General features: G+C 71.6%; 15 protein-coding genes. 9 read left to right on the top strand and 6 right to left on the bottom strand.

All coding sequences use genetic code 11. The features are described 5' to 3' along the window. The first annotated feature begins 37 nt into the window (after positions 1-37). Together OHB44_RS04425 and OHB44_RS04420 are read left to right on the top strand one after the other, a co-directional pair. Positions 38-1084: an Rv2578c family radical SAM protein gene (locus OHB44_RS04425; RefSeq protein WP_330439702.1), complete on the top strand. Its 1047-nt coding sequence runs from the start codon at positions 38-40 to the stop codon at positions 1082-1084. Between the two features lie 19 nt (positions 1085-1103). Continuing rightward, positions 1104-1511 carry a CoA-binding protein gene (locus OHB44_RS04420; RefSeq protein WP_238683638.1) on the top strand — a complete coding sequence of 136 codons (408 nt, stop codon included), beginning with the start codon at positions 1104-1106 and terminating at the stop codon, positions 1509-1511. A gap of 127 nt (positions 1512-1638) precedes the next feature. Here OHB44_RS04420 and OHB44_RS04415 read toward each other — a convergent pair whose 3' ends face one another. Further along, a complete protein-coding gene (locus OHB44_RS04415) occupies positions 1639-2835 on the bottom strand; it encodes an acyl-CoA dehydrogenase family protein (RefSeq protein WP_238683855.1) in 1197 nt (398 codons plus the stop codon). 177 nt (positions 2836-3012) lie between these two features. Between OHB44_RS04415 and OHB44_RS04410 the strand changes: the two genes are divergently transcribed. Then, positions 3013-3552, top strand: a complete 540-nt coding sequence (locus OHB44_RS04410) for a DUF4190 domain-containing protein (RefSeq protein WP_238683639.1) — start codon at positions 3013-3015, stop codon at positions 3550-3552. A 27-nt stretch (positions 3553-3579) separates the two neighbouring features. On the opposite strand, the gene OHB44_RS04405 is transcribed toward OHB44_RS04410, so the two are convergent. Beyond that, on the bottom strand, positions 3580-4485 hold the full coding sequence (locus OHB44_RS04405) for an SDR family NAD(P)-dependent oxidoreductase (RefSeq protein ID WP_210781830.1): 906 nt from the start codon (positions 4483-4485) through the stop codon (positions 3580-3582). Between the two features lie 118 nt (positions 4486-4603). Between OHB44_RS04405 and OHB44_RS04400 the strand changes: the two genes are divergently transcribed. Further along, positions 4604-5173, top strand: a complete 570-nt coding sequence (locus OHB44_RS04400) for a DUF4190 domain-containing protein (RefSeq protein WP_238683640.1) — start codon at positions 4604-4606, stop codon at positions 5171-5173. Positions 5174-5248: 75 nt separating this feature from the next. Here the strand turns inward: OHB44_RS04400 and OHB44_RS04395 are convergent, their stop codons facing one another. After that, a complete protein-coding gene (locus tag OHB44_RS04395) occupies positions 5249-6205 on the bottom strand; it encodes an HpcH/HpaI aldolase/citrate lyase family protein (RefSeq protein ID WP_266303730.1) in 957 nt (318 codons plus the stop codon). 128 nt (positions 6206-6333) lie between these two features. On the opposite strand from OHB44_RS04395, the gene OHB44_RS04390 reads away from it, so the two are divergent. Then, on the top strand, positions 6334-7158 hold the full coding sequence (locus tag OHB44_RS04390) for an SDR family NAD(P)-dependent oxidoreductase (protein ID WP_266305223.1): 825 nt from the start codon (positions 6334-6336) through the stop codon (positions 7156-7158). Further along, positions 7151-7444, top strand: coding sequence for a hypothetical protein (locus tag OHB44_RS04385; protein ID WP_112673907.1), 294 nt, complete (start codon positions 7151-7153; stop codon positions 7442-7444). The genes OHB44_RS04390 and OHB44_RS04385 overlap by 8 nt, the downstream gene beginning before the upstream one ends. Before the next feature lie 42 nt (positions 7445-7486). Here OHB44_RS04385 and OHB44_RS04380 read toward each other — a convergent pair whose 3' ends face one another. After that, positions 7487-8431: a DMT family transporter gene (locus tag OHB44_RS04380; RefSeq protein WP_266303731.1), complete on the bottom strand. Its 945-nt coding sequence runs from the start codon at positions 8429-8431 to the stop codon at positions 7487-7489. A 106-nt stretch (positions 8432-8537) separates the two neighbouring features. Between OHB44_RS04380 and OHB44_RS04375 the strand changes: the two genes are divergently transcribed. Next, positions 8538-9257 carry an HAD family hydrolase gene (locus tag OHB44_RS04375; RefSeq protein WP_266303732.1) on the top strand — a complete coding sequence of 240 codons (720 nt, stop codon included), beginning with the start codon at positions 8538-8540 and terminating at the stop codon, positions 9255-9257. An 8-nt stretch (positions 9258-9265) separates the two neighbouring features. Here OHB44_RS04375 and OHB44_RS04370 read toward each other — a convergent pair whose 3' ends face one another. Both OHB44_RS04370 and OHB44_RS04365 read right to left on the bottom strand, forming a co-directional pair. Continuing rightward, positions 9266-9796 (bottom strand): hypothetical protein, encoded by a 531-nt coding sequence (locus tag OHB44_RS04370; RefSeq protein ID WP_238683645.1) that lies wholly within the window; start codon positions 9794-9796, stop codon positions 9266-9268. Positions 9797-9808: 12 nt separating this feature from the next. Continuing rightward, positions 9809-10678: a PhzF family phenazine biosynthesis protein gene (locus OHB44_RS04365; RefSeq protein ID WP_238683646.1), complete on the bottom strand. Its 870-nt coding sequence runs from the start codon at positions 10676-10678 to the stop codon at positions 9809-9811. Between the two features lie 33 nt (positions 10679-10711). On the opposite strand from OHB44_RS04365, the gene OHB44_RS04360 reads away from it, so the two are divergent. Both OHB44_RS04360 and OHB44_RS04355 read left to right on the top strand, forming a co-directional pair. Then, the gene (locus OHB44_RS04360) at positions 10712-11998 is read left to right on the top strand and encodes a magnesium transporter MgtE N-terminal domain-containing protein (RefSeq protein WP_238671210.1); all 1287 of its coding nucleotides are present in this window, start codon (positions 10712-10714) and stop codon (positions 11996-11998) included. Then, positions 11991-12641, top strand: coding sequence for a DUF1003 domain-containing protein (locus OHB44_RS04355; RefSeq protein WP_238683647.1), 651 nt, complete (start codon positions 11991-11993; stop codon positions 12639-12641). The genes OHB44_RS04360 and OHB44_RS04355 overlap by 8 nt, the downstream gene beginning before the upstream one ends. Positions 12642-12654 lie beyond the last annotated feature (13 nt).

The raw sequence follows: 12654 nt of genomic DNA, 5'->3' as shown, positions 1-12654 counted from the left end.
CTTGCGCTTGCCTCGTACACGTGTTCGAATAGTGGCCATGCGCTGGGACAACCTCACCGCTCCCCCGGCCGAGGGAGACCCCGAGCGGGCAGCGCCAGCGACGCCACCCCTGCCGCTGGCGCTGCCCGGCGCCGTCGCCCGCACCTTCGACACCCCCGAGTTCGCCGGGATGACGTTCTACGAGGTGCAGGCCAAGTCCATCCTCAACCGGGTGCCCGGGCAGTCCCGCGTCCCGTTCGAGTGGACGATCAACCCATACCGAGGCTGCTCTCATGCCTGCGTTTACTGTTTCGCGAGGAATACACACACTTATCTCGATCTCGATGCCGGTGCGGACTTCGACCAGAAGGTGATCGTCAAGGTCAACGCCGGTGAGCTGGTCCGGCGGGAGCTGGCCGCGCCACGCTGGCGGGGCGCGCACGTGGCGATGGGCACCAACGTGGACTGCTACCAGCGCGCCGAGGGTCGTTACCGGCTGATGCCGCAGATCATCGGCGCGCTGCGGGACTTCGCCAACCCGTTCTCGATCCTCACCAAGGGCACGCTGATCCTGCGCGACCTGCCGCTGTTGCGCGAGGCTGCCGAGGTGACCACGGTGGGCATCTCCTTCTCGGTGGGGTTTGTCGACGAGCACCTCTGGCGCACCGTCGAGCCCGGCACACCGCACCCACGCCGCCGGCTGGACGCCGTCCGGGCACTCGCCGACGCCGGTTTCTCCGTCGGCGTGCTGATGGCACCGATCCTGCCCGGCCTCAGCGACAGCGACGAGTCGATCGACACCACCGTCTCGGCGATCGCCGCCGCCGGCGCGACGAGCGTGACCGCCCTGCCCCTGCATCTGCGTCCCGGCGCCCGGGAGTGGTACGCGCACTGGCTCGCCCGCGAGCACCCGCACCTCGTGCCCCGCTACCGCGAGCTCTACCGGGCCGGCGCGTACGCCCCGCAGGCGTACCAGCGGGAGCTGACCGCCCGGGTGCGGATCGCGGCACGCCGGCACGGGCTGCACCGCGGGGAGCGGGGCGACAACCGCAGCCTGCCCGAGCCACCGCCACCGTCGGCGGCCGAGCAGCTGACGCTGTTGTAGTCGGAGCTACAGTCGGCGGGTGCGTACCGCTCAGCAGATCCTCGCCGACTCCGCCGTGATCGCCGTCGTGGGCGCGTCCCGCGACCCGTTGAAGGCCGCGCACGGCGTGCCGTTGCAGATGCAGCGGTACGGCTGGCGCATCATCCCGGTCAACCCGACCGTCGACGAACTGTTCGGGGAACGGGCCTACAAGTCGCTGGCCGACATCCCGCACCCGGTCGACCTGGTGGACGTGTTCCGGCCGGCGGCCGACGCCGTGCAGGTGGTCCGGGACGCGGCGGCGATCGGCGCCCCGGCGGTCTGGCTCCAACTGGGCATCGTCTCGGCCGAGGCGCGGCGGATCGCCGAGGAGGCCGGCATGGACTACGTCGAAGACCGCTGCCTCATCGTCGAACGCGCCGCCGCCAACCTGACCCGCCTAACCTGACCCAGCCCTCACCCTCGCCCTCGCCCTCGCCCTCGCCCCCGCGATCTTGCACTTACTGTCCCGGCATAACCGACATAAGCGGCAACCGGGCAACCGAAAGTGCAAGATCGCGGAGGTTGGGCGCGGGTCAGAGCTTGTACTCCTTGAGGAGGCCTCGGGAGATGATGGTCTTCTGGATCTCCGAGGTCCCCTCGCCGATGAGCAGGAACGGGGCCTCCCGCATCAGCCGCTCGATCTCGTACTCCTTGGAGTAGCCGTAGCCGCCGTGGATGCGGAACGCCTCCTGGACGACCTCGGCGCAGTATTCGGAGGCGAGCAGCTTGGCCATCCCGGCCTCCACGTCGTTGCGCTGGCCGGCGTCCTTGAGCCGGGCGGCGTTGACCATGAGGGCGTGTGCGGCCTCGATCTTCGTGCCCATCTCGGCGAGCTTGAAGGCGATCGCCTGGTGCTTGGCGAGCGGCTGGCCGAAGGTCTTGCGCTGCTGGGCGTAGCTGACCGCCAACTCGAAGGCCCGGATGGAGATGCCGCAGGCGCGGGCGGCGACGTTGACCCGTCCCACCTCGATGCCGTCCATCATCTGGTAGAACCCGCGGCCCACCTGGTTGGCGCCACCGAGGATCGCGGAGTCGGGGACGGTCACCCCGTCGAGCACCATCTCGGTGGTCTCGACGCCCTTATAGCCCATCTTCTCGATCTTGCCGGGGATGGTGAGGCCGGGGGCGGTCTCGCCGAAGCCCGGCTCCTTCTCCAGCAGGAAGGTGCTCATGTTGCCGTAGACGGACTCCGCGCCGGTGTCGGTCTTGACCAGGGTGGCCACCACCGAGGAGTACGCCCCGTTGGTCAGCCACATCTTCTGTCCGTTGAGCACGTAGTTGTCGCCGTCGCGGACGGCCCGGGACTTGATCGCCGACACGTCGGAGCCGGTCTCGGGCTCGGACATGGAGAACGCGCCGCGCACCTCGCCGGTGGCCATCCTCGGCAGCAGGCGGGCCTTCTGCTCGGCGGAGCCGTGCTGGGAGATCAGGTACGCCACGATGAAGTGGGTGTTGACGATGCCGGAGATCGACATCCAGCCTCGGGACAACTGCTCCACCACCAGCGCGTAGGTGAGCAGCGATTCGCCGAGGCCGCCGTACTCCTCGTCGATGGTGAGACCAAACAGCCCCATCTCGCGCATGCCGTCGAGGATGTCGGTGGGGTACTCGTCGGCGTGCTCCAGCCGCTGCGCGTGCGGGATGATCTCCTTGTCGGCGAAGTCCCGAACGGTCTCCAGGATCGACTGTTGCACATCGGTCAGGCCGGGCGTCTGGGCGAGTCGGGCCATCTCAGCCTCCGGGGATCCGCGCACTACTCGTGGGTAACTGAACGCTGGGTCAGTATCGGCCCCTCGGGTCGACGAGGCCAAGGTGACCAGTCCACACAACCGCTGTGAAAAGGTTCACCGCTGCGGGTAGCGTCCGGCAAGAGGGACTTTTCCGGCACCGGCAGGAGGAGGACAGCTGTGAGCTACCCGCCGCCGTCGGGACCGCCCGAGGACGAGCCGCCGCCGTCACCCTACGAGCCACCGAAGGACCAGTCGCCGTACGCGCCACCGCCGGCCGGCCAGTCGCCGTACGCGCCGCAGCCGGACCAGCCGGCGTACGAGCTGCCAACGGAACGCTCACCGTACGGGCCACCGGCTGGCGAACCGTCCCCGTACGGCCACCAGGGGCCGCAGCAGTCGGCGCACTGGAGCCAGCAACCGCCGTACCCCCCGCAGGGCCCCTACGGTCAGTACGGCCCACCGCCTTCCGGGCCGGGTCGGGGCACCAACGTGCTGGCGATCCTGTCGCTGGTGTTCGCCTTCGTCTTCCCGCCGGCCGGCGCCGTCCTCGGCCACGTGGCCAAGCGGCAGATCCGCACCAGCGGCGAGGAGGGCGACCAGCTCGCCACCTGGGGGCTGATCCTTGGCTACGTCTTCACCGGCCTCACCGTGCTGGCCTGCTGCGGCTGGCTGGCGCTGGTGGCCTTCGGCAACACCGGCGACAGCGGCAGCTACTGACGACCGGGCCGCCGCGGACCGTCGTCGTCAGCGGAAGCGGGCCTCCCGGACGCTGTTGCCGCCGTCCACCACCAGCATCTGGCCGGTGATGTACGAGGCGGCCGGCGAGCAGAGGAAGCTGATCGCCGCGGCGACCTCGTCCGGCGTGCCCGGCCGCCCCACCGGGGTGCCCAACCCCTGCTTGATCTCGGCCATGGTGGACGCCGCGGTGTAGATGGTGCCCGGCGCCACCGCGTTGACTGTCACCCCGTCGGCGATCATCTCCATGGCCAGGGCCCGGGTCAGCCCGACGACCCCGGCCTTCGCCGCGGCGTACGCGGCCTCGGTGGGCAGGGCGTTGACCGGGCCGGCCGTGGCCGACAGGTTGACGATCCGACCCCAACCCCGCTCGGCCATCCCCCCGATGAACGCCCGGCTGCACAGGAACGCTGTGGAGAGGTTGCGGTCGATCTCACCGCGCCACTCGTCGTAGGTCAACTGCGCTACCGGCCGCAGCACCCCCTGGCTGGCGCGACTGGCCAGGCCAGCGTTGTTTACCAGCACCTCGACGTCGCCCAACTGCTCGGCGACCGCATCGGCCAGCGCGCCGACCTCGGACTCGTCGGTCAGGTCCGCGACGAAGCCGGTCACCCCCAGCTCGGTCGCCCGCTCGTGGATGCGTCGGGTGGTGGAGACGATGGCCACCCGCGCGCCCAGGTCGGCGAGTCGCCGGGCGGTGGCGTACCCGATGCCGTCCGGGCTGCCCGCCCCGGTGACCAGGGCGACCCGCCCGTCGAGGCGCATGGTAACCGGGTCGGTGAGCGCGACCGGCTCGTCGGGGCCGGGGCTGCCCGCCGGGGCGGCCGTCCGGGCGCGCCGGGCCGCACCCGGGCGGCTGACGTCCCGTCGGGGTCGACTGCCGGAGCGGTCCGCGGCGCGCGCGTCGTATGCCATGACAGGGATCCTGCCCGTTACGACCGGCCCGAGCAACGCGGCACCCGGAAGCAGGGGCGTCGGGTTTGGGCGGCGCTGGCTACCCTGTCTCCGCACCCCAACCTGACGGAGAGTTCGTATGACCAATCCCCCGCCGCCCGGCAACTGGAGCGATCCCACGTGGTCGGCCCAGCCGTCGAGCCCCGCACCGGATCCGACACTGGTGGCCGGTCAGCCGGTGCCCGCCCAAGCTGGCCCGGTCGACCCGTACGCCCCGGACCCGTACGCCCCGGCCCCGTACGCCCCGACCGCGTACGCCCCGGACCCGTACGCCCCGGTCGACCCGTACGCCGGTGCGAAGCAGCCAGCGGCCCAGCCGATGCCCGGTTACGCCCCGCCCGGTTATCCGCCGCAGTACCCCGGCTACGGCTACCCCCAGCCGCCGAAGACCAACGGGCTGGCCATCGCGGCGTTCGTGCTGGCCCTGATCGGTTTCACGTCCTGCATCACCGCGCCGATCGGCGCGATCCTCGGCCACGTGGCGCAGAAGCAGATCCGGCTCAGCGGCGAGGGCGGGGCGGGGATGGCGAAGGCTGCCATCATCGTCGGCTGGATTCTCACCGGGTTCCTGGTGCTGGTGATCCTCATCTACGTCGCCGCGATCGTCTACGCGATCGCGACCAGCGACAACAGCAGCAGTAGCTACTGACCGGCGGGCGGGCCGGCGTACCGCCGATTGTCGGGCCGGACCGACAGCCGGCGGCGGTCGTCCCGGCCCGGCCGGTCACTGCTCCGGTGGGGTGAACGACGAGGTGCGGCTCATCCCGGCGGCCCGGCCCTTGGCCGCGACCACCAGCGCCATCTTGCGGGACGCTTCGTCGATCATCTCGTCGCCGAGCATCACGGCGCCGAGCCGGCCGCCGGCCTCCGAGGTGTAGTGCTCGTACGCGTCGAGGATCAGCTCGGCGTGGTCGTAGTCGGCCTGGGCCGGCTGGTAGACCTCGTTGGCGGCGTCGATCTGGCCCGGGTGCAGCACCCACTTGCCGTCGAAGCCCAGCGCGGCCGAGCGCTTGGCCACCTCGCGGAACGCGTCGACGTCGCGGATCTGCAGGAACGGGCCGTCGATGGCTTGCTTGTCGTGCATCCGCGCGGCCATCAGGATCCGCATCAGGATGTAGTGGTACGGGTCGCCCGGGTAGTCCGGGATCAGGCCGCCGACCACCATCGACTTCATGTTGATCGACGCCATGAAGTCGGCCGGGCCGAAGATGATGGTCTCCACGCGCGGCGAGGCGGCGGCGATCGCGTCCACGTTGACCAGACCGGCGGCGTTCTCGATCTGCGCCTCGATGCCGATCCGACCGACCTCCAGGCCGATCGTCTTCTCGATCTGGGTGAGCGTCAGGTCCAGCCACTGCACCTGGGCCGCGGTCTGCACCTTCGGCAGCATGATGCAGTCCAGGTTGGCGCCGGCGCCCTCGACGACCTCGATGACATCCCGGTAGGTCCACGGGGTGGTCAGGTCGTTGACCCGGACCACCCGGGTCTTGCCGGCCCAGTCGCCCTCGTTGAGGACGGCCACGATGTTCTTGCGCGCGTCCGGCTTGGCCAGTGGGGCGACGGCGTCCTCCAGGTCGAGGAAGACCTGGTCGGCCGCGAGGCCCTGAGCCTTGCCGAGCATCTTCACGCTGGAACCCGGCACGGCGAGGCAGGACCTGCGGGGGCGACCGACTGCGGCCATGGATGCGCTCCTTCCAGCGTCCGGCGGGCATGCCGACGCCACCTGACGACAGATCCGGGACCTTAACGATCCCAAAGGGCGTTGTGACGCCACGGTAACCTCGCGCCATGACCGGGGTGAATGGACCTGTGGAAGATCTCACTGGGCGCCGACTGGTGGTGGTGACCGGGGCCAGCTCCGGCATCGGGCTGGCCGCCGCCGTGCACCTGGCCTGTCGGGGCGACCAGGTGGTGCTGGTCGGGCGGGACCCGGCCCGCCTGCAGGCCGCTGCCGTTCGGGTACGGGAGAACTCCGGTGAACGTCCGGAGCTGTTCCGGGCCGACTTCGCGATCCTCGACGACGTACGTCGACTGGCCGAGCAGCTCCGGTCCGCCTACGACCGGATCGACGTGCTCGCCAACAACGCCGGCGCGATCGCGCTGCAACCACTGAGCACTGTCGACGGCTTCGAGATGTCGATCCAGGCCAACCACCTGGCCCCGTTCCTGCTGACCAACCTGCTCGCCGACCGGGTGGGCCGGGTCGTGGTGACCGCCTCCGGCGCGCACCGTTTCGGCGCACTGGACCCGGACGACCTGAACAAGCCACTGCGTGACTACCGGCCGATGGGCGCGTACGGCACCAGCAAGCAGGCGAACGTCCTGTTCACCGCCGAGGCCGCCCGGCGCTGGCCGGACGTTGCCGCCTACAGCTTCCACCCCGGCGTGGTCCGTACCCGGTTCGCCAACGACAGCAGGCTTGTCGCGTTCGGCATGCGGTTCATGCCGTTCCGCAGCCCGGAGAAGGGTGCGGAGACCCTTGTGTGGTTGGCCAAACAGGAGCGCTCTCGGCTGATCAACGGGGGTTACTACGTCGACCGCCGACCGCGTCGACCGCTCCGGAAGGCTGCCGATCCGCAGCTCGCCGCCCGGCTGTGGACGGCGAGCGCCAAGGCCGTCGGTCTCGATGACTGACCGGGCCGGTGTGCTGACACTCGTCGCGATCGTCGAGTTCGCGGTCGGGGCCGAGGCCGCCGGGCAGCGCTACGAGGACGCCGTGCTGGCCCTGCTCGAACGGCACGGCGGCCGGTTGGAGCGGCGTCTGCGCGGCACCGACGGGCAGGCCGAGGTGCACGTGATCCGGTTCGACGGGCGGGCCGGCTACGAGTCGTTCCTCGCCGACCCGGACCGGGCTGCCCTGCGTACCGCCCTCGGCGAAGCCGCGCCGACGACCCGGGTGATCGAGGTGCACGAGGGCTAGCCCGGTAGGTGGGTGGGGCCTCGGTCCGCCCGCTTGGGTTGATCAGTCGGCCAGCGGGGTCGGGTCGGCCGGGAGGGCGGTGGGTTCGCTCCGCCGGCCGCCGAGCACCACCACCGCCACGCCGGCCAGCAGCAACGCCATCCCGAGCAACGCGTACGGGCGGGGCAGCTGACCCAGCCAGGCCCAGCCGAGCACTGCCGCCCCGGGCGCCTCCAGCAGGATCAGCACGCTGACAGTGGTAGCCGGGATTCTCCGAAGGGCGTAGTTGAACATCGAGTGCCCGAGCAGTTGGGCGCCCGCCACCAGGGCCAGGATGGCCAGCCAGGTACGCCCGTCGAAGCCGGTCAGCCGTACGCCGCCGACCACGCACAGGGTCAGCAGGATCAGCGCGCAGATCCCGTAGCAGATGGTGGTGTAGGTGGTGGTGCTGATGCTGACCCGGGCCCGTTCCCCGAAAGCGGTGTAGACGGCGGCGAACATGGCACCGATCAGCGCCAACACGTCACCGAGGACGGCCCGGCCGGAGACCCCCACGTCCACCCCGGTGGCGACCGCCGCGCCGCCGACCGCCACCGCGATGCCGATCCACACCACCCGGGGCAGCGGACGCCCCTGGGCGCGGGCGATCAGCCCCTGCCAGACCGGCTGGGTGGCGACCAGGGCTGTGGACGTGGCGACCGAGGTGAGCTGGGCGCTCGGCACCCAGGTCGCGAAATGCCCGGCCAGGGCGACCCCGGACAGCACGCAGAACAGACCCTCCCGCCGACCCGCACTCACTGTCAGTCTGCGGAACTCGGCGCGGCGTCGGGCCAGCGCGAAGGGACTCAGCACGGCCACCGCGAGCAGGTTGCGCCAGAACGCGATGGCCAGCGCGGGGGCTGCGGCGTACGCGATCAGCGGCGCGGACGACGACACGGCGACCACTGCCAGCCCGACCGCGCCGGTGGTCAGCGGGTCCAGGGACGGCCGGGGTGGAGGTGGGGGCACGGGACGTAATCCTCACACGTATGACGGTCAGCACGGAGGGTCATCACTCCGTTACGATCACGCGGGTTCGCGCCGGCGACCCTCGACCGCCCGGAGGCGCTCCCCCATGCCCAGCTACCAGGCGGTGCTGTTCGACTTCTTCGGCACCCTGACCCGTTCGGTACAACGCGGTGTCGCGCACGTCGGCACCGCCGAACTGCTCGGCTGTCCCACTGAGATCTTGACCGAGGTGCTGAACCGCACCTACTACGAGCGGGCCAGCGGCCGGCTCGGCGACGCGGAGGCGACGCTGCGCTGGGTGTGCGCCCAGGCCGGCGTACACCCCAGCGACCATGCGGTGCGGGCAGCTGTGGCGTCCCGGCACCGGGCGGTCCGCGCCGACACCTGGCTCCGGGCCGACGCGGTGCCGGTGCTGGCGGCTCTGCGCCAGCGCGGCCTGCGCACCGGCGTGATCAGCGACTGTACGCACGAACTGCCGGCCTTCCTGCCGCAGCTCGCTGTCGCCCCCCTGCTCGACGTTCGGGTCTTCTCGGTGCAGGTCGGGCGGTGCAAGCCGGATCCGACGCTCTACCTGACGGCCTGCCAGCGGCTCGGGCTCGCTCCGGGCGACTGCCTCTACGTCGGTGACGGCGGCAGCCAGGAGTTGACCGGCGCCGAGCGGGCCGGGATGACCGCCGTCCGGCTCGCCGCACCGGATCTGGCCACGCACATGGTCTTCAACGCCGACCGGGACTGGTGCGGCCCGACGCTCGGCGCCTTGGGCGACGTGCTCGCCCTCGTCGACGCCGACGCCGCGGTGGCGGGCGTCGGCGGTCGGACGGGCTGATCGACCGATCAGCGGCGGCGGACCCGGTGCAGTCGGAACGGCTTACGGGTGGCCCGGACCGCCGGAGTCGGCCGAGGTGGCTCGGCCTGCGCGTCGGCCGGCAACTCCGATCCGGCCAGCGGCGTACCGGCCGGGGCGAGCCGGTTCACCGCGCATCCGTCGGCCGCCCAGCGGGCCACCAGGTCGGCTGTCGGACCTGGCGCGTTGAGGCGCTTCGCCGCCACCAGCGGCGCGGTCACCTCCCACGCCTCGGTGCCTGGCTGCAACCGGCTCACCCGGGCCGGCCAGGTGACGATCCGACCGCCGTGGTCGCCGCGCAGGGTGACCTGGGCCTCGGTCGCGTCGGCCAGACCCGGTGCGGCCTGCTCGCCCGGCCCGCTGACCACCAGCAGCGCGCCCTCCAGCGGTGCGCACCAAAGCGCGAGCGCCGGCCCGTCCGCAACGCTGACCCAGGCCACGGCGGCCTTCTTCATCGCCTCGTCGACCAGTGGGGTGCCCCCGGGGGCGTCCTCGTCCGTCACACCAGCATCCTCCCGCATCGGCGCCTCCGCTCAGCCCACGAACGGCGGCACGGCGATCTCACCGCGGGCCACCGGCACCACCTGGCCGGCGACCGTCGCGCCGACCGCCACCCCGTTCGCCGCGGTGACAGTGCAGGCCAACGCGGACGGACGGTTCATCTCCACGCCCTGACGGACCGCGTACTCCGAGCGCCCCTCGCCGGGCAGCAGACCACTCGCCACCAGCCAGACACCGAGGCCGAGCGCCGCCGAACCGGTCGCCGGGTCCTCCGGAACGCCGATCCCCGGCACGAAGACCCGGGCGTGCGCGGTTTGCGCGGCCGCGTCCCAGGAGAAGACGCTGACGTGCGACACCCCGTACCGCTGCGCCGCCGCCGGGTCCACCCGGGCGCGGGCCACCGACTCCGGACGCACCGGCAGGTACGGGAACTCCAGCCCGCAGCCGGCGACCCGTGGGGGCGGCCCGAGGTGGTCGTCGGCGACCAGCCCGGCGATCTCCAGCAACGGCTCCGGGTCCAGCTCCGGCCCGAGCGTCGGAGCGCCACCGGTCAGCGTCGCCCCGGACGCGGTCACCTCGATCGGCAGCACACCGGCCCGGCACTCCTGAGTGACCTGCCCCACACCGAACATGCCCCGTCTGCAGGCGGTGACCGCCGCGCCCACGCTGGGGTGCCCGGCGAACGGCAACTCCTCCACCGGGGTGAAGATCCTGGCCCGGTAGGTGACGCCGACCTGGGTCGGAGGCAGCACGAACACCGTCTCGGACAGGTTGAACTCCAACGCGAGCGCCTGCATCTGCTCGGTGGCCAGCGCCTCCGCGCCGAACACCACCGCCAGCGGGTTGCCGGCGAAGGGGCGATCGGTGAAGACGTCCACGATCTCGTAGGCCAAGGTCGACATGTTGATAAACACTAGGCGCTTAGGCTGGTGCCCGTGAGTACGCCGACCCGGGTCTACATCGCCCGTCTCGCCGGAGTCGCCGTCTTCGACCCGAACGGTGACCAGGTGGGGCGGGTTCGTGACGCCGTGGCACGGCTGCGGGCGACGAAGCGTCCGCCGGAGGTGGTGGGTCTCGTCGCCGAGATGCCGATGCGTCGCCGGATCTTCCTGTCCATCAACCGGATCACCTCCATCGACGCGGACGCCGTGGTGCTCGGCTCCGGCACCCTCAACCTGCGCCGGTTCGAGAAGCGCCCGAACGAGCTGCTGGTGCTCCAGGAACTGCTCGACCGGCGGGTGCAACTCGACCCGGGCGGCCAGCCCGGCGCGGTCGTGGACGTCGCGATGGAGTGCACCCGGGGTGGCGAGTGGTCGCTGACCCGTGTCGCCGTACGCGAGCAGACCGGTCGGCTCAGCCGCCGCGGCCACCTGCACCAGGTCGAGTGGGACCGGGTGCGCGGGCTCAGCGGCATCGCCGACAACCGGGGTACGGCGAACCTGCTCGCCGTACTGGAGGACATGCGCCCCGCCGACCTGGCCAACGCGTTGCAGGATCTGCCCGACGCGCGACGCAACGAGGTGGCGGCCGCGCTGGACGACGAGCGACTGGCCGACGTGCTCAGCGAGCTGCCGGAGCACGACCAGGTGGAGATCCTCGCCGCCCTCGACCGGGAGCGGGCCGCCGACGTCCTGGAGGAGATGGACCCGGACGACGCCGCGGACCTGCTCAACGAGCTGCCCCCACCCGAGCAGGACGTGCTGCTGGACCTGATGGAGCCGGACGAGGCCGATCCGGTACGCCAACTGCTGAAGTACACCCCCGGCACGGCGGGCAGTGTGATGACCTCGGAGCCGGTCATCCTGCCGCCGGACGCCACAGTCGCCGAGGCGCTGGCCCGGATCCGGGAGCCACAGCTCTCCCCCGCCGTCGCCGCGCAGGTCTTCGTGACCCGAGCACCGCAGAACACGCCGACCGGCCGTTACCTGGGCATGGTGCACTTCCAGGCGCTGCTGCGCGAGCCCCCGGCCGACCTGCTCGGCAAGGTGGTGGTCAACGACATCGACCCGCTGCGCCCCACCACGCCGCTGCCGGAGATCACCCGCCGGATGGCCACCTACGACCTGGTCGCCATGCCGGTGATCGATCGCAACAACCGGCTGGTCGGCGCCGTCACCGTCGACGACGTGCTGGACCACTCGCTGCCCCGGGACTGGCGGGACCGCGACGCCCTCGCCGCCCCGGGCACCACCGACCCTGCGCTGGACGGCGCAGATGGCTGACCAGCGTCGGACGGAGCGTCTCGACCAGCCACGCGAGCCCCGGGGCGTGAAGCTGCCCCGGTTCGACGCGGAGGCGTTCGGTCGGTGGTCCGAGGGCATCGCCCGGGGCATGGGCACCGCGAACTTCATCGTCGTCATGACTGTGGTGATCGCGATCTGGTTCGTCTGGAACACCCTGGCCCCGGCGGACCTGCGCTTCGACCCGTACACCTTCACGTTCCTGACCCTGGTGCTGTCGTTGCAGGCCAGCTACGCGGCCCCGCTGATCCTGCTGGCCCAGAACCGGCAGGCCGACCGGGACCGGGTGGCCCTGGAGGAGGACCGGCGGCGGGCCACCGCGCAGAAGGCGGACACCGAGTATCTGGCCCGGGAGATCGCGGCCCTGCGGATCGCGCTGGGTGAGGTCGCCACCCGCGACTTCCTCCGCTCCGAGCTGGCCCGGCTGGCCGAGGAACTGGACGAGGTGGGGCAACGCCGGCAGCGACTGGAACGCCGCCAGCAGGAGAAGGACAGCCGGCAGGAGCGGCGTGGCCAGCGGCCGACCGACGGCGTCGGCCTGGAAGAACCCCGCGACGACCTGGACGGCGACTTCACCCGAGACGCCCGGCCGGACGGCACCGGCCCGCGCCGGTCGGAGAGCTGACCGACGGGTCATC

This window comes from Micromonospora sp. NBC_00821 (assembly GCF_036347035.1).
Classification (GTDB): domain Bacteria; phylum Actinomycetota; class Actinomycetes; order Mycobacteriales; family Micromonosporaceae; genus Micromonospora; species Micromonospora hortensis.
The sequence above is the reverse complement of the archived record's forward strand: the minus strand, read 5'-3'. Positions and strand labels throughout refer to the sequence as shown.

Bases quoted from the DNA above. Each gene is read 5' to 3' on its own strand.
- OHB44_RS04425 (WP_330439702.1), top strand. From the start codon at position 38: ATGCGCTGGGACAACCTCACCGCTCCCCCGGCCGAGGGAGACCCCGAG.
- OHB44_RS04415 (WP_238683855.1), bottom strand. From the start codon at position 2,835: ATGGCCCGACTCGCCCAGACGCCCGGCCTGACCGATGTGCAACAGTCG.
- OHB44_RS04405 (WP_210781830.1), bottom strand. From the start codon at position 4,485: ATGGCATACGACGCGCGCGCCGCGGACCGCTCCGGCAGTCGACCCCGA.
- OHB44_RS04400 (WP_238683640.1), top strand. From the start codon at position 4,604: ATGACCAATCCCCCGCCGCCCGGCAACTGGAGCGATCCCACGTGGTCG.
- OHB44_RS04395 (WP_266303730.1), bottom strand. From the start codon at position 6,205: ATGGCCGCAGTCGGTCGCCCCCGCAGGTCCTGCCTCGCCGTGCCGGGT.
- OHB44_RS04385 (WP_112673907.1), top strand. From the start codon at position 7,151: ATGACTGACCGGGCCGGTGTGCTGACACTCGTCGCGATCGTCGAGTTC.
- OHB44_RS04375 (WP_266303732.1), top strand. From the start codon at position 8,538: ATGCCCAGCTACCAGGCGGTGCTGTTCGACTTCTTCGGCACCCTGACC.
- OHB44_RS04370 (WP_238683645.1), bottom strand. From the start codon at position 9,796: ATGCGGGAGGATGCTGGTGTGACGGACGAGGACGCCCCCGGGGGCACC.
- OHB44_RS04365 (WP_238683646.1), bottom strand. From the start codon at position 10,678: ATGTCGACCTTGGCCTACGAGATCGTGGACGTCTTCACCGATCGCCCC.
- OHB44_RS04355 (WP_238683647.1), top strand. From the start codon at position 11,991: ATGGCTGACCAGCGTCGGACGGAGCGTCTCGACCAGCCACGCGAGCCC.